Below are 17,859 nucleotides of genomic sequence, written 5' to 3'. Positions count from 1 at the left end.
ACGAAGGAGAAAAACAGGAACTTGACCTCTACACCAGACCCGAAACATATCTAAAAGGCGGGTCAAATCTCGGTGGAAATACCGGGTCAGTTCTCAGTGGAAATCAACAGCAAGACAATTGGCCAATTCCAGGATTCGAACATCTCGACGACGCGGCGAAAGATCTTGATATTGATTTTGTAAACAGGCGCTCTGAGCGAGATGCGATCATCGATAGGCTAGGGAATCTAACACTTCTTACACAATCTTTGAATTCGTCGGTATCGAATGGACCCTATTCGATAAAAATGCCAGCGGTTCGTTCTCATTCCAGCCTCGCGCTGAACCGCGAACTTCATAGCTATGATGATTGGAACGAAAAAACGGTCGCAGTCCGTGGCAATGCGTTGTTCAACACAGCCTTAAAGATCTGGGCTGGACCAGTGAACATGGACGCTACGCAGCTTGTCGCCAGAGAGGATGCCAGCCCTTTTCCTGCGGAAGGCACTCTTTGCAAATTTACTTATGCGGGCAACCAGTACGATGGACAAATTCAGGGCGCCTATCTCGTTGTTCAAGGATATGAAATGCCGTTCGGTTCTTTCTCAGCAGCATCGAAAACAATATCCCAGACCAACCGTAACGGCTGGAATGACTGGTTTCTTCAAGATTCAGCTGGCGGCTGGATCTCGGCAAATGATTGGCGACAAGCGCTACAGAAACCAACGTGAATTTCAGTAAGGTTGTGCATGCAAGATTAAACTCGGCTCTTAAAGCTTACGATAACGAATGATCTGTCGCCCGTATGCAAAAACTGCATGATGGTGTGTCGCTCGGATCGGCCCTTCTGTGAAGCCCCGGATTTTGTTTCCGCGCGGATGATTTCAAAACCGGCGGCCGTCACAGCCGCCGGTTCTGAATATTGAGGTCCTAATCTGTAGTGCTGACGCGGGCATACTTGCTGCTTGACCCGCGAGACACACGAAACCTTAAGTTTGTTTCAAGCAATGATCCACGGCGCCGGCGGCGTCATCGGCGTGAAGCGGATGCGCTTTGCCGTTCCTTAGCGTCCAAACAGTAAAGCCGTTGGCGTTCTGCTTCTCGAAGGCGGCTGACCAAGTGCCTTGTGTAATGAGGCGGATGAACAGCTCGGGACCAGTGCCGACTTTGTTAATGTGGAAAAGTTTACGACCGGCATCTTCGACGATCAGGTGGTCGCCTTTAGTGTCGATCGCGGCAATGGCCTGGTCGCCGATCCAAACAACGAAATCGGGGTTGAAGTTTTTGGTAGCGCCATTGGAAAGGAGCGGAACCTCAAAGCATCCGCGCGACGGGTTTCGAAACCAGATGCGCTGTGTCTTGTCTAGGGCCTTTGCAAATTCGCGCTCGAAATCGTTGAGGCCGCTGTAGCGGTCGTGTACGGCGAATGTGAAGCCAGTAGATTCGTCAGGATTGATAGTGATGCCGGGTACTTCATAGGCACCGGCGAAATTGTGGATGACAAAGGAGTGCTGGATATAAGCCTCCACAACTTTGCGCGCAGCATCGCGGATTTGTTCGGCGGCTGGCGAATTATATTCAATTAATGCATCGAACTTTGGGTCTTCAATATCGCACAGATTAATTGCGCGCCTGTATGATTTCTCGATCTCGCGCACGAAAACCCATCGAGCGGTGACACGATTGGAATGGGCGACTTCAATCCATTCCTCTTGGCTATTCTCCTCTGATCCTACGGTTTGCAGCATTTGAATCCTGGTGCCGCTCCCGACAGTGTTCGGATTGTCACCACGATAGTCTTGCACGTTGGTAAGGATCTTTTTGATCGGTGCCATGGCGTCTAATGCTTTGATTGACAGTTCTGGCAGCTGCTTCACTCTTTTCGCCGGCATAGTGAGCTTTTTAGCCGAATCTTTACCGCCTTTGAAGATCGTAAGTGTGATCTCTGGCGCGTCTTGCCCGATCTTCGCCCGCACGTCCTTTAGCACCTGGTCGAAAACGGCCTTCTCGTCGGTGCGAACGTAGAAATGAGCTGTGTTCAAGATAGGGTCGGGGTAGTGGGTTGCCTGCGGCTGGCGCAGCACCCGGCCAACGATTTGCGTAACCTGATCGCGAGATCCCATGTCTTTATCGACATATGCAAAATAACAGGCTGGATCATCCCACCCTTCCTGCAAGGTTTGATTGAAGATGATGTGCTGAAAGTCACCGGAAATAAAGCGGTCATAGTCGTTGTCGCCGCCGTTAAAAAGATTGAACTGCGTGGGCGGCGGAGCTTTGGCCTCAAACTTTAGATTGCAATAAACTGCGATCGTTGCAGGGTCGATGCCGCGTTTAACGAGGTGTCGCCATATCTGGATTGGGCGTGCTTCTCGCTCCTCGAAGCGAAGGGACGTGTTGTCTGCCTTGCCGGAAACGACATTGGTGTTGCTGACGTAAATAGCCTTTGGACGAAAGGGCATGCTGCTGGCAGAAGCTGCAGCTTCGGCCTTTCCCATACTGTCGAGCAGATCATCAACCGCTATCTCCATAGGTGTGACATAACCGCCAAGCATGATCTGTTGTTTGACCAGACCAGATCGCACGACGTCGCCGCTTTTTACGGTGGTGACCAGGTCATCGTCGCGCCAGCCCTTGTCGTCTTTCAACCTTGTAATGACGCGGCCTAGTTCAGGCGGAACCCGCACGGTCGCGCTCGCTGCGATCAGGGCATCAGGCTCGAGATCAAGAAGAAGTTGTGTCTGTTGATCTGAAAGGTTGTGCCCTTCGTCATAGACAACGATGAAGGGCCGTCGCCTACCTTGGGTATCGCGACGCTTTTTCAGCATTTCCCACAACGATGCATCACCGAGATCAAGAGAGGCGTTGTAAACGCGACGGTCACCTTTTTCCTGGTCGGCTTGGTTGAATTTCCCGACAGTAGCGACAAGGATCAGCCCACCTAGCGGGCTCTCGATGTCTCGCTGACGGCAATCCATGAGCGGTTTGACCAAAAAAGAGCCGACCAACTCGGCATATTTGCCGGATGCAAGGTTTGTCAGGGTCTGCCACACGACGACTTTGCCTTTCGACAGCCACAGCACAATCGGCTCCGCGCCAAGCTGACTGCGTATCTGACTAACAGCGTCGGCGAGGATTAACGTCTTACCGCTTCCGGTCAGCGAATTGAGATTCTGGTAGAAAGGAACCGAACGCGTGCGCGTGGTAAATAGAGGGTCGGCGGCATAGGTGCCGAACCGCTCGGCAATTTTGGTGGAAGCTTCAATCTGAAATGGAAATAATTGCATTATTCTTCACCGTCTTCGTTGAAGCTATCGCTAGATTCATTCAGCCCGAGATGGGCGAGAATCTTGTCAGGTATTTTATAGAAAATCACGTTGCGCGACTGGTATATTTCGTAGCGGGCATAAACGTGGAAGGGTTGTTTCAAACCAGCCTGCTTGCCCTCTGAAAGTACTGTCGCGTAGCTGTTTTCATCGAGCTGACCGACCTGATCTCCTCCGTTCCAAATCAGGAAATAGCCTTCGTTTTGCTCGTTGCGGCCAACGAGATATTTGAATCCTTCCTTCTCGAACCGAATGAGACCGCCGCCGCCGCGTCGACTGTTTTCCCAATGTGAGGTGATAACGAGATCAATAAGGTCGTCTTTCCGCATTGATAGCACGGCCCGGCTGTCGATCTTCTTCGTTAGGAGCCGGAACTGAAACCCCCCGGGCAGAGGCTGAGCAGTCTTCTTCACCTCACCGTCCTTCGTCGGCCGTTCACCGGTGATTGCATTGCGAACACGAACCTGAGTGAGACTGCGTGCGTATTTGTCGCCACGCTCCGGTGCGCCTTGCTCGACTAAGATAAAGCGGCGCTCGCTACCGACTTCGGCGTTGAGCTCAAGCACAGCATGGCCTGTTGTGCCAGAACCTGAATAGGGGTCGAGTACTAAGCCAGAGGGCGGGCACCAGAGTTGGATTATTTTCTTGAACAGGCGGAGCGGCTTCACTGTATCGAAGCCGTGGCCTTTACCGACGATGGCGTCCAACTCGTTGATGCCTGCCTGACTGTGACCTGACTCCTTATGGTCCCATGATTGGGTACCAATTTCGAGAGCACTTTCATAATTATCGTCGGCCCAATAGGTCATCGGCACCTTGCCCTTCTTCACGTCCTTCAGATACCGCTTCACTTGCGGGCCGGTCTCACCTGTCATACCGAAGAACAACGCAGGCCATGCACCATCCCTGAGTTTGGCTAAAGCCCTAGCACGCGCAGCTTCCAACACGGCTTCGCTAGCAAAGGGTTTCTTGTCCTTGATAGTGCAGCCCTTGAGTATCAAGGCCTTGGCGAGCTTGTCGCCGATATCCATCTGAACATAGGAGCTGCCCCAGGCTTCGAGCCAGCCCTTCATTACAGGTACGTCGTTAGCCCAATGGCCGCGATCCCCGCGAGGGTAATAGAGCTCACCAGTGAAGGGCGACTGGATGGCGTAAGTACCGGTTTTCCTCGGTTGGCTTGCGATAGGATCGCCGGCCTTCCAAGAATCATACGGATCGTTGTCGGGGTTCTTATATTTGCTGTCCATAGCTTCGGTTCGGCTTTCAAGGCCGGTGCGAGCGAAACTCTTGTCCTTAGCATATACGAGAACATATTCTGTCGCCGTCGAGACGTGGCGCGTGTCATTTTTGGGTGAGTAAGATTTCTGCCAGTTGATGATTGCGATGCGGTTTTGTTCGCCGAAGATCTCATCAAGCATCATACCAAGATGATAGAGTTCGTTGTCGTCGATGCAAATAGCGAGAACGCCTGACGGCTTTAGCATGGCGTGCATCATGTTGAGACGAGGAAGCATCGCCTTCATCCACTTTGTGTGCCGTGAGCCGTCGTCCATTTTCACAACCTGACCAAGATCTGGGTCGTTGGGGTCGATATCCCATTTGTCGTTGTAACGGAACGACTGGCCAGTATTGTAGGGCGGATCTGTAAGGATTAGATCGACCTGACCGCGCTCCTTGTAGAGCGTCACCATCGCTTGTAGGTTCTCGCCCTCAACAATCATATTACGGGCTTGCTCCTCAGGCGAGCCAATCGACAGCGTACGAACGATCTGCGTCTGGCGCGGTCGCACTCTCTTGTAAACTTCATGGGCGAATCGCTTGCCATGAAAATTCAACGTCACGCCGCCTTCGAGCATGGTCTTAACGAGCGTCAAGAGGTCGTCCTTGCTCAGCATTTCCAGCGCGTTTTCATTGTCCTTGACGATTTTGGCGACGGTGTCGTTCATCGTGATTAGTTCCTCTCGGCGCAGGATATATTACGGCCAAAATAATTGGACAGTTTTTGTTTAGCGATTGATCTAAGCTGGCACATATCACGTGCCGCACCACACCGTCACTACTGTGAGGCGAGTATCTTGTCACCTCTTAGAAATTGATAGAGAGAGCGGTTACACATATGGAAATGGAGGCCGTTTGCGGGCAGTATCCCAGTCTCTCACAGCGATCTAGGTTTTGGCAGCAAGTCAGTCGCGCTTCTTCGTGAGAGATGGATCCTAACTCCTAAAAGTTTTTCGTCGCTTTGCTACTCAGTCTGCGGGTATCTTCCAATCCAACTTGAGGGTTTGCCTCAACCGTCAGTGTTCCGTCTGCGGAAAAATTCCCAGTCTATCCGCTAGGACTTGCCACCAGCAGTCGATACGTCGAGAAGCAGCTCATCCCATCAGAGAGTTTTCGCGGCTTCTGTCGGCGTCAGCGTTCCTAACCTAATGTCTCGCAGCCTCATTTTTACGGTATCAACTTCCGGCCGTGGTAACGAACGCCGCAATTATCGCCGCAAAACAATGTGGGGCGAAATGAGGGGTCGGCGAAATACCTACTGAAAAAGTCTTTGAATTTCAATATGTTATGAAGTTAAATGGCGGAGAGGGTGGGATTCGAACCCACGATACCCTTGCAGGTATGCCGCATTTCGAGTGCGGTGCATTCGACCACTCTGCCACCTCTCCGCATGCGCGAACGCTTGCGTTGCGCGCTCCTCTTAAACATCAATGGCCGGGCTGACAAGGGGAATTTCGTGTTTGTGTCACAAATTATTCGTCATGGGTGAGGCTGGGGAAAAGCATCGGCTTCTGGCCATTTTCGCAGATATTTTTAAAGGGACGCGCACGACCCGCAGGGGTGCGCGTCACATTCGATAGCAGCGTCAGGTCCGTTGATAACGCCGCAAGATTTCCAGGATTTTTTCATCCTGCTCCCTATCGGGCAGAAGGGCCGGTTGGCGGCTGGCGCCGACGGATGGGTCCTGGAGATAAAGCGAGCGTTTAACCATGGCCGGTGCGAAGCCGAGGGCGTAGAGATCGGTGCGAAAGTCGGCGTAGATTGCCTGCTGGCGTTCGGCCTCGGTGATATCACCGGCGTTGAAAGCATTGAGAATGCCGGCCAGCACATCCGGCAGCGCGTTGCCGAGGCCGGAAATGCAGCCTGCCGCCCCGTTCTGCAACGACCAGAGAACGAGGTGATCCGGGCCGGAATAAACCTCGAAGCCGGGCATCTCCTTTGCCACCTGAAGATAGGCTTCGAGCGTCTGCTGAGCGCCGCCGGAATCCTTGATGCCGGCGATATTGCCATGGGTGGCGAGTTTGCGGGCGGTTTCCGGCTCTATGTGGTTCTGGGTGCGGGCGGGAATGTCATAGAGATAGACCGGCGTTTCAACGGCGTCAGCCACCGTCGAGAAATGGCGGATCAGGCCATCCTGCGTGCAGGCGATGAAGAATGGCGTGATGACGGCGATACCGTCAACGCCGATGCGGTCGAAGGCTTTGGCAAGTTGCAGGGTTTCGAATGTGGCGGGCATACCCGCATTCACGATCACCTTGGCACGGCCGGCAACTTCGTCCACCACCTCTTCCGTCAGCCGGATTTTTTCCGCATGCGTCAGCGCGGTAAAATCGCCATTTGTGCCGGCACACATGATGTTGTTGCCGGCCGCCACCTGGCGGCGCACCTGCGCGCGGGTTGCCTCATAGTTGATGGTTTCGTCCTCGTTGAAACAGGTGACGAGCGCGACGAAAGCTTGCTTGCTCATGAAAGAACTCCGCTTGAATTTCCGATGGCGTCACCGGCACCGGCCGGATGACGCTGAGATTGCATATCGGGGTCGGGATCGAGGCTCGCGGACAGAAGGGCACGGGTATAGGCCTCGCGCGGCGCTTCGAACACCTGGCGGACCGTGCCGAACTCCACCACCTCTCCCCGCTGCATGACCATGACGTGATCGGCAAAATCCCGAACCACCGGCAAATCATGCGCGATGAAGATGAAGGAGAGGCCCATTTCGCGGCGCAGCTTGTCCAGCAGTGCGATAACCTGCGCCTGAACCGAAACGTCGAGCGCCGAGACCGCCTCATCACAGATGATGAGCTTCGGTTCCAGTGCCAATGCGCGGGCAATCGCGATCCTCTGCCGCTGACCGCCGGAGAACTGATGCGGATAACGACGCATATGTTCCGGCGAGAGGCCCACCTGGTGCAGCAATTCGGCAACCCGCTCACGCCATCTTGCCCTGGGCAAGATCTCCGGATGGATGACCCAGGCTTCGGAAATCAGCTGAAACACCGTCATGCGCGGATTGAGCGACTGGGTGGGATCCTGAAACACCATCTGCAAATCGCGCCGGAGCGCGAAGAGTTCGGCAGGCGGAAGCTTGAAGAGGTCGCGGCCCTTCCACAAGGCGGTGCCCGCATCCGGCTCGTCTAGCCGCAAAAGAATACGCGCCAGCGTCGATTTGCCGGAACCGCTTTCGCCGACGACCGCGATGGTTTCGCCTTCCATGAGGTCGAAGGAAATGCCCTTCAGCGCCTCGAAGGCGCCGTAACGCTTGCGCACATCACGCACGCTGAGCAGCGCTTCGCCCCCCGCCTGCGGCTCGTGCATGTCGCCCCTGCCGGGTGCTGCGCTGATGAGCTTGCGGGTATAGGGATGCTGCGGATTGCGATAAACCTCGCGCACCGTGCCGGCCTCGACCAGAACACCCTTTTCCATCACCACCACCCGGTCGGCGATTTCGGCGACGACGCCGAGATCGTGGGTGATGATGAGCACGGCCATGCCGGTTTCCCGCTGCAATTCCTTGAGCAGCGAAAGCACCTCGGCCTGCACCGTCACATCAAGCGCGGTGGTCGGTTCATCCGCGATCAGGAGATCGGGCCGAAGAGCCAGCGCCATGGCGATCATGACGCGCTGGCGCTGGCCACCCGAAAATTCATGCGGATATTTCTTCAAGGCCCCGTCCGGGTCGGGAATGCCGACGCGGGCGACAAGCCGCCTCGCCTCCGCTTCGGCCTTTGCCTTGTCCATGCCGTGGGTGGTCATCGCCTCACGGATCTGCCAGCCGACGGTATAGACCGGATTGAGATGGCTGAGCGGGTCCTGAAAGATCATGGCGATACGCCGGCCGTTGATCTCGCGGCGCGCTTCGGCCGGCATGGTCAGTAGGTCCTGACCGTCAAGCAATATCTGACCGGTGCTGATATGTCCGGGCGGCATGTCGATGAGGTTCATGATGGCCGAGGACGATACCGACTTGCCCGAGCCGCTTTCGCCGAGGATGGCCAGCGTTTCGCCACGGTCGAGATGGTAGGAGACATCCTTTACCGCATGGACGACACCGCTTGCGGTGTGGAACTCCACGGAAAGGTTGCGCACGTCGAGAAGATGGTCAGCCATGCTTGCTGCCTTTCATTTCCAGCCGCCAGCGCTGCACGGGATCAAGCGTGATGCGCAGCCAGTTGGAAAGCAGGTTGAGCGACAGGGTGGTAAGGATGATGGCAAGTCCCGGCCAGAAGGACAGCCACCAGGCATTGGTGAGATATTGCCGCCCCTGCGAAATCATCAGGCCCCAGGTGATTTCCGGCGGCTGAATGCCGATGCCGAGGAAAGACAGCGCGCTTTCCGCCAGCATCACATAGGCGAAATCGAGCGTGGCGAGCGTCGTCAGCGTCGGCAGCACCACGGGCAGGATGTGGCGGAACAGGATGCGTTTGCCCGATGCGCCCATGACCCTTGCTGCCTGCACGAACATGCGCTCGCGCACCTCCAGCACCTCTGCCCGCGTGGTGCGGATGTAAACGGGAATGCGGGTGATCGCCAGAACCAGCATCAGGTTGAGGATGGAGGAGCCGAGCAGATAAAGCACGATGACCGCGATCAAGAGCGACGGGAACGACATGATCACATCCGCAAGCCGCATGATGATCTGGCCGACACGGTTGGAGGAAAAACCGGCGATCAACCCGAGCACGGTGCCGGTGATGGCAGAAAGAAGCACCGCGCCGGCGGCGATCATCATCGTGTTTTGCGTGGCGGCGACAATGCGTGCGAGAAGCGAACGGCCGAGCGCATCCGCTCCCAGCCAGAAATACCACTCGCGCTGCCAGTCGAACGGGGCGAGGTTGCGCCCGCGCAGGTTCTGTTTCGTCGCCAGATCGCCAAGCCAGGCAGGGCCGACAAAAGCGAGGATAACGACGATGATGAGGAAGATCGCGGCGCAGAGCGCGAATTTATCCGCCCACAACATGCGCAGCATGCGTCTTGCGAAGGACGGCTCGGCGATGATTTCGGTGTCGGCGCTGGAAAGGCTCATGGCTGAACGGCCTCCTCAGTGCCGGATACGCGGATCGAGGAGCGCATAGGCGATATCGATCAGAAGATTCATCAGGAAGATCGCCAGCGCGGTCACGAGAATGGCAGCGAGCACGACGTTGAAATCGCGCTGCAGAATGGAATCGATCATCAGCTTGCCGACACCGGGAAAACCGAAAATGGTTTCGACGATGACAGCACCATTGAGAAGGCTTGCTGCCTGGTCGCCAATCACGGTGATGACCGGCAGCATGGCGTTTCGCAAAGCGTGAATGAAGATGATCGGACCCGATTTCACGCCCTTGGCGCGCGCCGTTTTGACATAGGCCGAGGACAAAGCGCCGATCATCGAGCCGCGCACTACCTGCACGATAATGCCGAAGGGGCGCACAAACAGGACCGCGATCGGCAATATCCAGTGCAGCACGGAGCCCGTGCCCGACGTGGGCAGCCAGGCGAGATTGACCGAGAAGACGACAATGGCGACAATCGCCAGCCAGAAATCCGGCACGGATGCACCGATCAGCGAGATGCTCGAGGCCATGCGGTCGAAGAAGCCGCCGGAGCGGAAAGCCGCAAGCGAACCGATGACGATGGCGGCGGTGGTAACGAGCGACATGGTGATGACCGCAAGCCACAGCGTCCAGACGAAAGCCTCCAGCACCACATCCAGCGCTGGGCGGGCTTTTCTGAGCGATTCTCCGAGATCCCCAGTCATTACATCGCCCGCATAACGCAAAAACTGCACCATCAGCGGATCATTCAGCCCGTGCAACGCCCGGAACTGCTGCTTCAACTCTTCCGAAGCCTCCACCGGCAGAAACAGTGCGGCCGGGTCCCCCGTCAGGCGCGACAGGAAAAAAACCATGACGATGAGGCCGATCAGGGAGATCAGGCTTGCAACGGAACGTTTTCGGATGAAGCTCAGCATGGTTGCCTCCGGTTTTTCAATGCGGCGGCGGAGCTTTCGCCGCGCCGCCGCTTCTCAATTGACAAGACACGGGGTCTTATTTGATGCCGATTTCCGAAAGCTGTAGCATCGAGTTGGTGGCGATGGTGGGCTTGAAGTCCAGCCGTTCCGAGACGCGGGAGAAGCCGACCATGTGGAACAGCAGCACATCTGCCACCACATCGTCGTGCAGATAAGCGATCAGTTCCGACCAGAGCTTGGCGCGTTCGTCACCCACGGCTGCGGACGCACGTTCGATCAGATCGTCCACCTTCTTGTCCGAGAAGCCGGACTGAGTGCCCTTGGTGGCATATTTGAAGAACATGGTGAAGGACGGGTCGCCCTTTGAGTTGTCGTGCATGGCGGCGACGATCTGCGGTCCGCGGCCTTCCTTGAAGGGCTTGGAGTAATAGCTCTCGTGCTCGGCCACCTCCACGAATTTCAGGTCGATCTTGAAGCCGACATCCTGCAATTGCTGCTGGATCGCTTCCATGATCTCGGTGACGTTGGGGAAGTTAGCGGTGCGCGCGATGATGGTGATCGGCGTATCCACCTTCACACCGGCAGCCTTGGCTTCCTCGAGCAGCTTTTTTGCGCCCTCGGGGTCATAGGGGAAGACCTTGACGTCGGGGTTCCAGCCAAGCGTGGTGGGCGGAACGAGAGCGGTGGCCAGCACGGCACCTTCCGGAACCAGCGTGCCGAGGAAGGCCTGCCGGTCGATGGCAAGGTTGAGTGCGCGGCGCACCCGCACATCGTTCAGCGGCGCAATATTGTGATCGAGACGCATATAGACGGTCTCGCTGTCGAGATAGGAAAAGTCGGTCTTCGTATTGGTAGCGTCTAGCTGCGAAATGGAAGGTGAAAGATCGGCTTCGCCGGTCTGCACCATGGCGGCGCGAACCGAAGGATCGGCGCGGAAAAGATAGGTCGCTTCCGTCACCTGCGGCTTGGCGCCCCAATAATCGTCGCGTGCGGTGAGGACAATCTGTTGGCCCGGCGTCCAGTTGGTCAGCTTATAAGGCCCGGTGCCGACAGGCTCGCGGATGAATTCCATCTTGGTTTCTTCGGGAACGATGGTGACGAGCGACATGAGGAGCGGCAGAATGGGCTGCGCCGGGTCGGTCTTGAAGTCTATCGTGTGGTCATCGACGACAGACGGGGTCACCGTCATGCCGCCGAAATAACGGCGGGACTCGCAGGCGTTCTTGTCGCTCATGATGCGTTCGAAGCTGTGCTTGACGTCCTTGGCATCGAATGCCGTGCCGTCGGAAAACTTCACGCCTTCACGCAGGTGGAAACGCCAGCTTCCATCGGCATTCTGCTCCCACTTCTCGGCGAGGCGTGGCTGAACGCCCTTATTGCCGCGAACATCGAGCTCGGTCAGCGTCTCGCTGACATTTTCCATGATGATGCGGCCGATATTGGAGCGGGTGGCCATGCAGGGCTCCAGCAGGTCCGCCTCTTCCGCCAGCACGATCTTGATCGGCCCCGATGCAGCAAGCGCCGGCGAAACCGCGGCACTGAGGGAACCCAAGACAAGGGCGCCCGCAATCAATGACTTCTTCATTCCGTTCTCCTCCCAGATTCAGAAATTCAGCAACATGGCGGCGCGCCGCAAGGGGCATCTGAAAATCCCCATCTCCTGCATTGAGGAGCATGGCATGCGGATGATTGTCTCCTCCACCCGTAAACAGAGCATCGGCGTTATCGCATTTTTTGTCAATTTATTTTTCGAAGGCAATTTTTATTCAAACCAAATCCATTATTTTTGTCATTTAAAAACAAGTTTTTAGTTCATAAAACCAAAAACAATTGATCCTCTTTTTTTATCAAATAAACTTGACAACTTTTTGAATATGTCATTTTCATCGGAACAAGAGGAGACCACGATGACCCCTGATGACATCGCTCAAGCCATGACCGGAGCCATACATGCCGTGTCGAAAGACCGGCAGGAAGCGTTCCTGCCGTCACCCATGATCCAGAACCATGCGAGCTTCCTGCACCTTCTGGATGACGGCACCCTGCTCTGCGCCTGGTTCGGCGGCACGCTGGAAGGAAAATCGGATATTTCGATTTTCGCATCCGTGCTGACAGCGGGTGCAACCCGCTGGGGACCGCCGCAGCGCCTGAGCCACGACCCCGCTCATTCCGAACAGAACCCGGTCCTCTTCACTGCGCCAGATGGCGTTCTCTGGCTGTTTCACACAGCCCAGCCCTCCGGCAATCAGGATGAATGCCGCATTCGCATGGCGCGCATCCACCGAGACGCGACTGCACCGGAAAAGCTTATTTCCGAGGAAGGCCGTTTTCTCGATCTCCCGCAGGGCTGTTTCATCCGCGCACCGCTGCGCATCCGCGATGACGGCGCTTGGCTGCTGCCGATCTTCCGCTGCGTCCAGCGCCCCGGCCAGAAATGGAACGGCAGCCATGATACGGCAGCGCTCGGCATATCCACGGACAATGGCGCGACTTGGCAATTGCAGGAACTGAAGGAATCGACCGGCTGCGTGCATATGAGCCCGGTCGCGGTGACGGATGGGCGCTACGCCGCCTTCTTCCGCCGCCGTCAGGCCGATTTCGTTTATCGCACCGAAAGCACCGATGGCGGCCGCTCGTGGTCAAAGCCAAAGCCGACCGATGTGCCCAACAATAATTCCTCCATTGCCGTGATCAGTCTCAACGATGGCAGGCTGGCTATGATCTGCAACCCCGTCAACGCCGCGCAGTCGAGCGACCGCCGCGCCTCGCTTTATGACGAGCTGGGAGAGGAAGACGACAGGCCGGATGCCGATCCGAGCGGCGGCTGTGTACCGGTCTGGGGCGTGCCGCGCGCGCCGGTTTCTATCTGCCTGTCCGACGATGACGGGCGCAGTTTTACCACCCGGATACTGATCGAAGACGGACCGGGCACCTGCCTTTCGAACGATTCGACCGATGGGCGCAATCTGGAAATGTCCTATCCGTGGCTTCTGGAAGCGCCGGACGGTACGCTGCATGCGAGCTACACCTATCATCGCCGCGCAATCAAATATGTCCGGCTGGCGCCCGGCTGGGCTGACGAGAACGACGGGAGACAAAAATGAGCAACATCATTGGTATCACTATGGGCGACCCCTGCGGCGTCGGCCCCGAGATCACGGTGCGGGCGCTCGCCGAAATGTCCGCCCCGGATCGTGCGGCGACGCGGATTTACGGCAACCTCGCCACGCTGGAAGCGGCGCGGGATGCGCTCGGCGTTGATATCGATCTCACTCAACATGTGGTCGACCTGCCTGTGGAGGGCGCGCCGCTGCCCTGGGGTACATTGTCGCCAGTGGCCGGAGACGCCGCGTTCCGCTTTATCGAAAAGGCCGTTCGCGATGCCGAAGCGGGCGCAATCGGCTGCATCGTCACCGCGCCGATCAACAAGGAAGCCCTGAATCTCGCCGGTCATCATTATGACGGGCACACCGGCATGTTGCGCAGCCTCACCGGCTCCTCGGCAGCCTATATGCTGCTTGCTTCAGAACGGCTGAAGGTCATTCACGTTTCCACCCATGTTTCCCTGCAGGAGGCCATTCGCCGGGCGACGACGGAGCGGGTGCTGGCAACCATCCGAGCCGGCAACGCGCATCTGAAGCGCATCGGTTACGAGCGGCCGCGCATCGCGGTTGCCGGCATCAACCCGCATTGCGGTGAAAACGGCCTGTTCGGCACCGAAGATGACGACCGGATTGCGCCAGCGGTCGCTGCCGCCCGCGCCGAAGGCATTGAGGTGCAGGGGCCGATTTCCGCCGATACCGTGTTCCACCGGGCCTATTCCGGCGCTTTCGATCTCGTCGTCGCGCAATATCACGATCAGGGCCATATCCCGATCAAGCTTGTCGCCTTCGACACCGCCGTCAATGTTTCCGTCGATCTGCCGATAGACCGTACCTCCGTCGATCACGGCACGGCTTTCGATATCGCCGGCAAGGGCATCGCCAATCACGGCAACATGAATGCGGCCATCGCCTATGCGCGCAAGCTGGTGGCGGGCAAGGAACGGAAGGAATGAGCACCATGTCGACAGCTCCCATTCTCCTCCACCAGCCACGACGGCTCGCCGTCGGCGCCGGCACCATTTCACAGATCGGCACCTGGGCGGGAAACACCGCATCGACCCTCATTATCGCCACACCGTTGACAGCGAAATTTGCCGAACGACTGCAATTGCAGGGCCCTTTCACGATCTTCGACGCCATTCCCGGCGAGCCGGACACAACAACGCTGGAAGCCGCCCTTGCCGCAGCACGCGCTGCCAGGCCAGATCTTGTCATCGGCCTCGGCGGCGGTTCGGTAATGGATGTGGCGAAGCTGGTCGCTGCCCTCTGGAATTCCAACCAGTCGCTTGAAGACGTGGCCGGGCCGAACAGGGTTGCCGGGCGCGACACACGGCTGGTGCAAATCGCCACCACTGCCGGCACCGGCTCGGAAGCCGGCATCCGTTCGCTCATCACAGACCCGGTGAAAGGCAACAAGATCGCGGTCGAAAGCCCTTATCTGATCGCGGATTTCGCCGTGCTCGATCCGGAACTCACCTATTCCGTCCCATCAGCCGTTACGGCGGCAACCGGGGTGGATGCCATGGCCCATTGCGTCGAAGCCTTCACCAACCGCAAGGCCCATCCGATGATCGACGGTTTCGCGCGCATGGGCTTTGCACTGGTCGGTAAATATCTGGCGCGCGCCGTTCGCGACGGTGCGGATACCGAAGCGCGGGAAGGCATGATGCTCGCCTCCTATTATGGCGGCATCTGCCTCGGCCCCGTCAATACGGCGGCCGGCCACGCCATCGCCTATCCGCTCGGCACGCTTCTCAACCTGCCGCACGGGCTGGCAAACGCCATCGTCTTTCCGCACGTTCTGGCCTTCAACCAGCCTGCGGTTTCGGCGAAGACGGCGGAAGTGGCGGGAGCGCTCGGGCTTCGCGAGCACCTTTCGCCGGACGATCTGCGCAAGGCGGCAACGGATTTCTGTGCCGGGCTCGGCATCGAAATGTCACTCGCACGGCATGGCGCGACTGAGGCCGATCTTCCCCGATATGCCGAGGATGCGCATGCCATCCGTCGGCTAATGGACAATAATCCCGTCGATATGAGCGTCGAGGACGTGCTCGGCATTTACCGCCACGCCTTCTAAGCAAAAATCCGGTGCGCGGACGCGCATCGGTCTTCGGCCGCCCGCTTAATCCGCGTGCGAAGACTCGAACAGGCGGTCGCGCGATCCGGTCAGGTGCTGGAGCATCAACTGGCGCGCCGCCTCTGCGTCCCCATCGGCAATCGCCTTTGCGATTGCCTCATGCTCGGCGAAAACACGCGTCAGGCCGGATGCCTCCCGCTTCACCGACATGCCGTGGAACTTCATTCCCATTGCAATATGGTCCTTGAGCGCTTCCATCGCGGTGGAGAAATAGCTGTTTCGCGCCGCCCGCGCGATGGCGAGGTGGAACTGATAATCGGCATCCTCACGGTGGGACTGGCGATTGGTCGCATCCCGCATCAGTTCGAGCGCCTTCCGGATCGCCGCAAGTCTCTCGCCATCGTGCCGCAAGGCTGCCGCGGCCGCCGCAGCCGGCTCCAGCGTCAGCCTGAATTCGTAACAGTTGAGAAGATCAGCAACGTTTTCAAGCTGCCCGAAGCCAAGCGGCTCGCGCAGGCCAAAAGCCCTGACATAGCTGCCGGAGCCCCTGCGGGAATAAATGAACCCCTGCTCGCGCAGCCGCCGTAACGCCTCGCGCACGACAGGTCGCGACACTTCGAATTCCATGGCGAGTTCATGCTCTGTCGGCAGCCGCTCATCCGGCTTGTAGGCCCCGGATTTGATCGCCCGGTGCATTCTCTCGAAAATAATGTCCGGAAGTGCCTTGCGCGCCGTTTCTTTCATCAGCCCCATCTGGTCAGCTCTCTCCAGCGTCATTGTCGCCAAGCATCATTTTCGCTATCCGTTTCAACGTGTCAGCTTGCCCAAAACCGCCGGATTTCGCAATGATGCATTGATCTCCGGACCAGCCGACCCCGAGACCCGGCAGGCATTCGCCGGCAAGACGCAGGCGCGAAACGCCCATGGCCCGCAGCACGGCCTCTGCCGTGGCTCCGCCCGATAACAGCAGCCTGGCGGCGCTCGCGGTAAGATGCGGCACGACGCCCTCCGCCAACCGGTCTGAAACCGCAAGTGGCGACAGATTTTCCATACCCTGCGTCGCTTGAACCAGCGTCAGAGCGGCACCGTCATCGGTGTGGCGGGGCATGACGCCATTCGGCGCCTCTATGATCGAGACAGGTCCAACGCTTTTGAGAACGTCGATCTGCTCCACCGTGATCGGATCGCGGGACCCGATGACAAAAAGCCCCCTGCCGGGTGGAATGATCGCCGCTTCAGGAACAGCCTGCGCCGTCATCGCTTCAGCCAGCGCCTCGGCAAGCCCACGCGCGCCAACCAGAAGATCGGCCCCTTCTGCCTGCGCAGCGGCGAGAGCTTCCCTGATATCGCCCTGTGATCGCGTGTCGGGTATCGTGCAGCGGCCGGCATGTCCGCCCAGCCTTTCATGAACCGGAATGGCAGCTTCGACGCCAAAGCCGGAAACGGCTCCGCCAGTAACGACACGTCCGAAATCCGGAATGGCGGGCGCGACAAGCGCGTGCCGATAGGAAATCGCATCCATTTCCGCCGCAATATGCCCTTTCAGGCGGGAATCGATCTTCTTGAAAAGGACAGCATCGGCGGGAGCCAGCCCCAACAGTTCCTGCGTGCGACGCCGGGCTTCATCCGCTTCGCCATCGCGGCAGCCGAGATTGACGCTAAGGACGGCGGGCGCATCCGCCAGCGCCGCACGCACACCGTCAAGCCCGATCGCAACCTCGGTCGCCAGCCCGCGCCCGGCAAAGGGAGCGGCGGCGTCGAGCGCTCCGGTCAGATCATCGGCAAAAATCAGCAGCACGGGTGAGGCCTTCATAAAAGTTGTAATGTTTTACGTCGATAAATTTATTTATAATCAATAGATAAATAGATGTGAATAACAAAAATTATGGCGCATCTTTTCGGATTGGCCAATTCGGCCGCAAAGAGGCTCAAAGAACGAAATAGGAAATCGGAAACGGCAAATAGAACGCCAAACGCGGGCCGCAGCCATATATGGCGAGACGGCCGAGAGATTGCGAACGAACAACGTCGCTAGAGCAGATCCTGTGATCGATGAATCGATTGTGAAGTGACGGGGCGAGCGGGAGCTGATTCAACATCCACTGCGAAAGAGGTGGATGATGGGACGAGCACTGAGCGATG

Annotated in this window: 14 protein-coding genes and 1 tRNA gene; 5 read left to right on the top strand and 10 right to left on the bottom strand. The window is 57.6% G+C overall.

All coding sequences use genetic code 11. The features are described from left to right. Positions 1-710 (top strand): HNH endonuclease family protein (locus tag PH605_RS24865; protein WP_142846639.1); only part of this gene is annotated, 710 nt, incomplete at its 5' end. 258 nt (positions 711-968) lie between these two features. Here PH605_RS24865 and PH605_RS24860 read toward each other — a convergent pair. The 8 genes from PH605_RS24860 to PH605_RS24825 form a co-directional block, all read right to left on the bottom strand. Then, on the bottom strand, positions 969-3,266 hold the full coding sequence (locus PH605_RS24860; protein WP_142846637.1) for a DEAD/DEAH box helicase family protein: 2,298 nt from the start codon (positions 3,264-3,266) through the stop codon (positions 969-971). Continuing rightward, positions 3,266-5,251 (bottom strand): site-specific DNA-methyltransferase, encoded by a 1,986-nt coding sequence (locus PH605_RS24855; RefSeq protein ID WP_142846635.1) that lies wholly within the window; start codon positions 5,249-5,251, stop codon positions 3,266-3,268. Before PH605_RS24855 ends, PH605_RS24860 begins: the two co-directional genes overlap by 1 nt. Positions 5,252-5,881: 630 nt before the next feature. Continuing rightward, positions 5,882-5,971, bottom strand: a tRNA-Ser gene (locus PH605_RS24850). Positions 5,972-6,168: 197 nt separating this feature from the next. After that, positions 6,169-7,050, bottom strand: a complete 882-nt coding sequence (locus tag PH605_RS24845) for a dihydrodipicolinate synthase family protein (protein WP_125145012.1) — start codon at positions 7,048-7,050, stop codon at positions 6,169-6,171. Beyond that, the gene (locus tag PH605_RS24840) at positions 7,047-8,690 is read right to left on the bottom strand and encodes an ABC transporter ATP-binding protein (protein ID WP_125145013.1); all 1,644 of its coding nucleotides are present in this window, start codon (positions 8,688-8,690) and stop codon (positions 7,047-7,049) included. The genes PH605_RS24845 and PH605_RS24840 overlap by 4 nt, the downstream gene beginning before the upstream one ends. After that, on the bottom strand, positions 8,683-9,606 hold the full coding sequence (locus PH605_RS24835; protein ID WP_142846633.1) for an ABC transporter permease: 924 nt from the start codon (positions 9,604-9,606) through the stop codon (positions 8,683-8,685). The genes PH605_RS24840 and PH605_RS24835 overlap by 8 nt, the downstream gene beginning before the upstream one ends. A 15-nt stretch (positions 9,607-9,621) precedes the next feature. Continuing rightward, a complete protein-coding gene (locus PH605_RS24830; RefSeq protein ID WP_035262398.1) occupies positions 9,622-10,536 on the bottom strand; it encodes an ABC transporter permease in 915 nt (304 codons plus the stop codon). Positions 10,537-10,612: 76 nt separating this feature from the next. Further along, positions 10,613-12,088 carry an ABC transporter substrate-binding protein gene (locus tag PH605_RS24825; protein ID WP_333780284.1) on the bottom strand — a complete coding sequence of 492 codons (1,476 nt, stop codon included), beginning with the start codon at positions 12,086-12,088 and terminating at the stop codon, positions 10,613-10,615. Here PH605_RS24825 and PH605_RS24820 point away from each other — a divergent pair. The 4 genes from PH605_RS24820 (at position 11,991) to PH605_RS24805 (ending at position 15,717) form a co-directional block, all read left to right on the top strand. Beyond that, positions 11,991-12,347, top strand: coding sequence for a hypothetical protein (locus tag PH605_RS24820; protein ID WP_237680979.1), 357 nt, complete (start codon positions 11,991-11,993; stop codon positions 12,345-12,347). The two genes, PH605_RS24825 and PH605_RS24820, sit on opposite strands and share 98 nt — an antisense overlap. A 96-nt stretch (positions 12,348-12,443) precedes the next feature. Beyond that, positions 12,444-13,640 (top strand): sialidase family protein, encoded by a 1,197-nt coding sequence (locus tag PH605_RS24815; RefSeq protein ID WP_142846629.1) that lies wholly within the window; start codon positions 12,444-12,446, stop codon positions 13,638-13,640. Then, on the top strand, positions 13,637-14,593 hold the full coding sequence (pdxA, locus tag PH605_RS24810) for a 4-hydroxythreonine-4-phosphate dehydrogenase PdxA (RefSeq protein WP_142846627.1): 957 nt from the start codon (positions 13,637-13,639) through the stop codon (positions 14,591-14,593). The genes PH605_RS24815 and pdxA overlap by 4 nt, the downstream gene beginning before the upstream one ends. Next, entirely contained in the window at positions 14,590-15,717 is a 1,128-nt protein-coding gene (locus tag PH605_RS24805) for an iron-containing alcohol dehydrogenase (protein ID WP_080857530.1), read from the top strand. The genes pdxA and PH605_RS24805 overlap by 4 nt, the downstream gene beginning before the upstream one ends. 45 nt (positions 15,718-15,762) lie before the next feature. Here the strand turns inward: PH605_RS24805 and PH605_RS24800 are convergent, their stop codons facing one another. After that, positions 15,763-16,470: a FadR/GntR family transcriptional regulator gene (locus tag PH605_RS24800; RefSeq protein WP_035260774.1), complete on the bottom strand. Its 708-nt coding sequence runs from the start codon at positions 16,468-16,470 to the stop codon at positions 15,763-15,765. Between the two features lie 4 nt (positions 16,471-16,474). Further along, positions 16,475-17,515 carry a four-carbon acid sugar kinase family protein gene (locus PH605_RS24795; protein ID WP_142846625.1) on the bottom strand — a complete coding sequence of 347 codons (1,041 nt, stop codon included), beginning with the start codon at positions 17,513-17,515 and terminating at the stop codon, positions 16,475-16,477. Positions 17,516-17,859 lie beyond the last annotated feature (344 nt).

The organism is Agrobacterium sp. CFBP 3001, from assembly GCF_027871605.1.
Lineage (GTDB): Bacteria > Pseudomonadota > Alphaproteobacteria > Rhizobiales > Rhizobiaceae > Agrobacterium > Agrobacterium leguminum.
Note: the sequence above shows the minus strand (reverse complement) of the source record. Positions and strands in the feature narration are given on the sequence as shown.

Excerpts from the sequence above, each read along its gene's own strand:
- PH605_RS24860 (WP_142846637.1), bottom strand. The coding sequence starts at position 3,266 with ATGCAATTATTTCCATTTCAGATTGAAGCTTCCACCAAAATTGCCGAG.
- PH605_RS24855 (WP_142846635.1), bottom strand. The coding sequence starts at position 5,251 with ATGAACGACACCGTCGCCAAAATCGTCAAGGACAATGAAAACGCGCTG.
- PH605_RS24845 (WP_125145012.1), bottom strand. The coding sequence starts at position 7,050 with ATGAGCAAGCAAGCTTTCGTCGCGCTCGTCACCTGTTTCAACGAGGAC.
- PH605_RS24840 (WP_125145013.1), bottom strand. The coding sequence starts at position 8,690 with ATGGCTGACCATCTTCTCGACGTGCGCAACCTTTCCGTGGAGTTCCAC.
- PH605_RS24835 (WP_142846633.1), bottom strand. The coding sequence starts at position 9,606 with ATGAGCCTTTCCAGCGCCGACACCGAAATCATCGCCGAGCCGTCCTTC.
- PH605_RS24830 (WP_035262398.1), bottom strand. The coding sequence starts at position 10,536 with ATGCTGAGCTTCATCCGAAAACGTTCCGTTGCAAGCCTGATCTCCCTG.
- PH605_RS24820 (WP_237680979.1), top strand. The coding sequence starts at position 11,991 with ATGCAGGGCTCCAGCAGGTCCGCCTCTTCCGCCAGCACGATCTTGATC.
- PH605_RS24815 (WP_142846629.1), top strand. The coding sequence starts at position 12,444 with ATGACCCCTGATGACATCGCTCAAGCCATGACCGGAGCCATACATGCC.
- pdxA (WP_142846627.1), top strand. The coding sequence starts at position 13,637 with ATGAGCAACATCATTGGTATCACTATGGGCGACCCCTGCGGCGTCGGC.
- PH605_RS24805 (WP_080857530.1), top strand. The coding sequence starts at position 14,590 with ATGAGCACCATGTCGACAGCTCCCATTCTCCTCCACCAGCCACGACGG.
- PH605_RS24800 (WP_035260774.1), bottom strand. The coding sequence starts at position 16,470 with ATGGGGCTGATGAAAGAAACGGCGCGCAAGGCACTTCCGGACATTATT.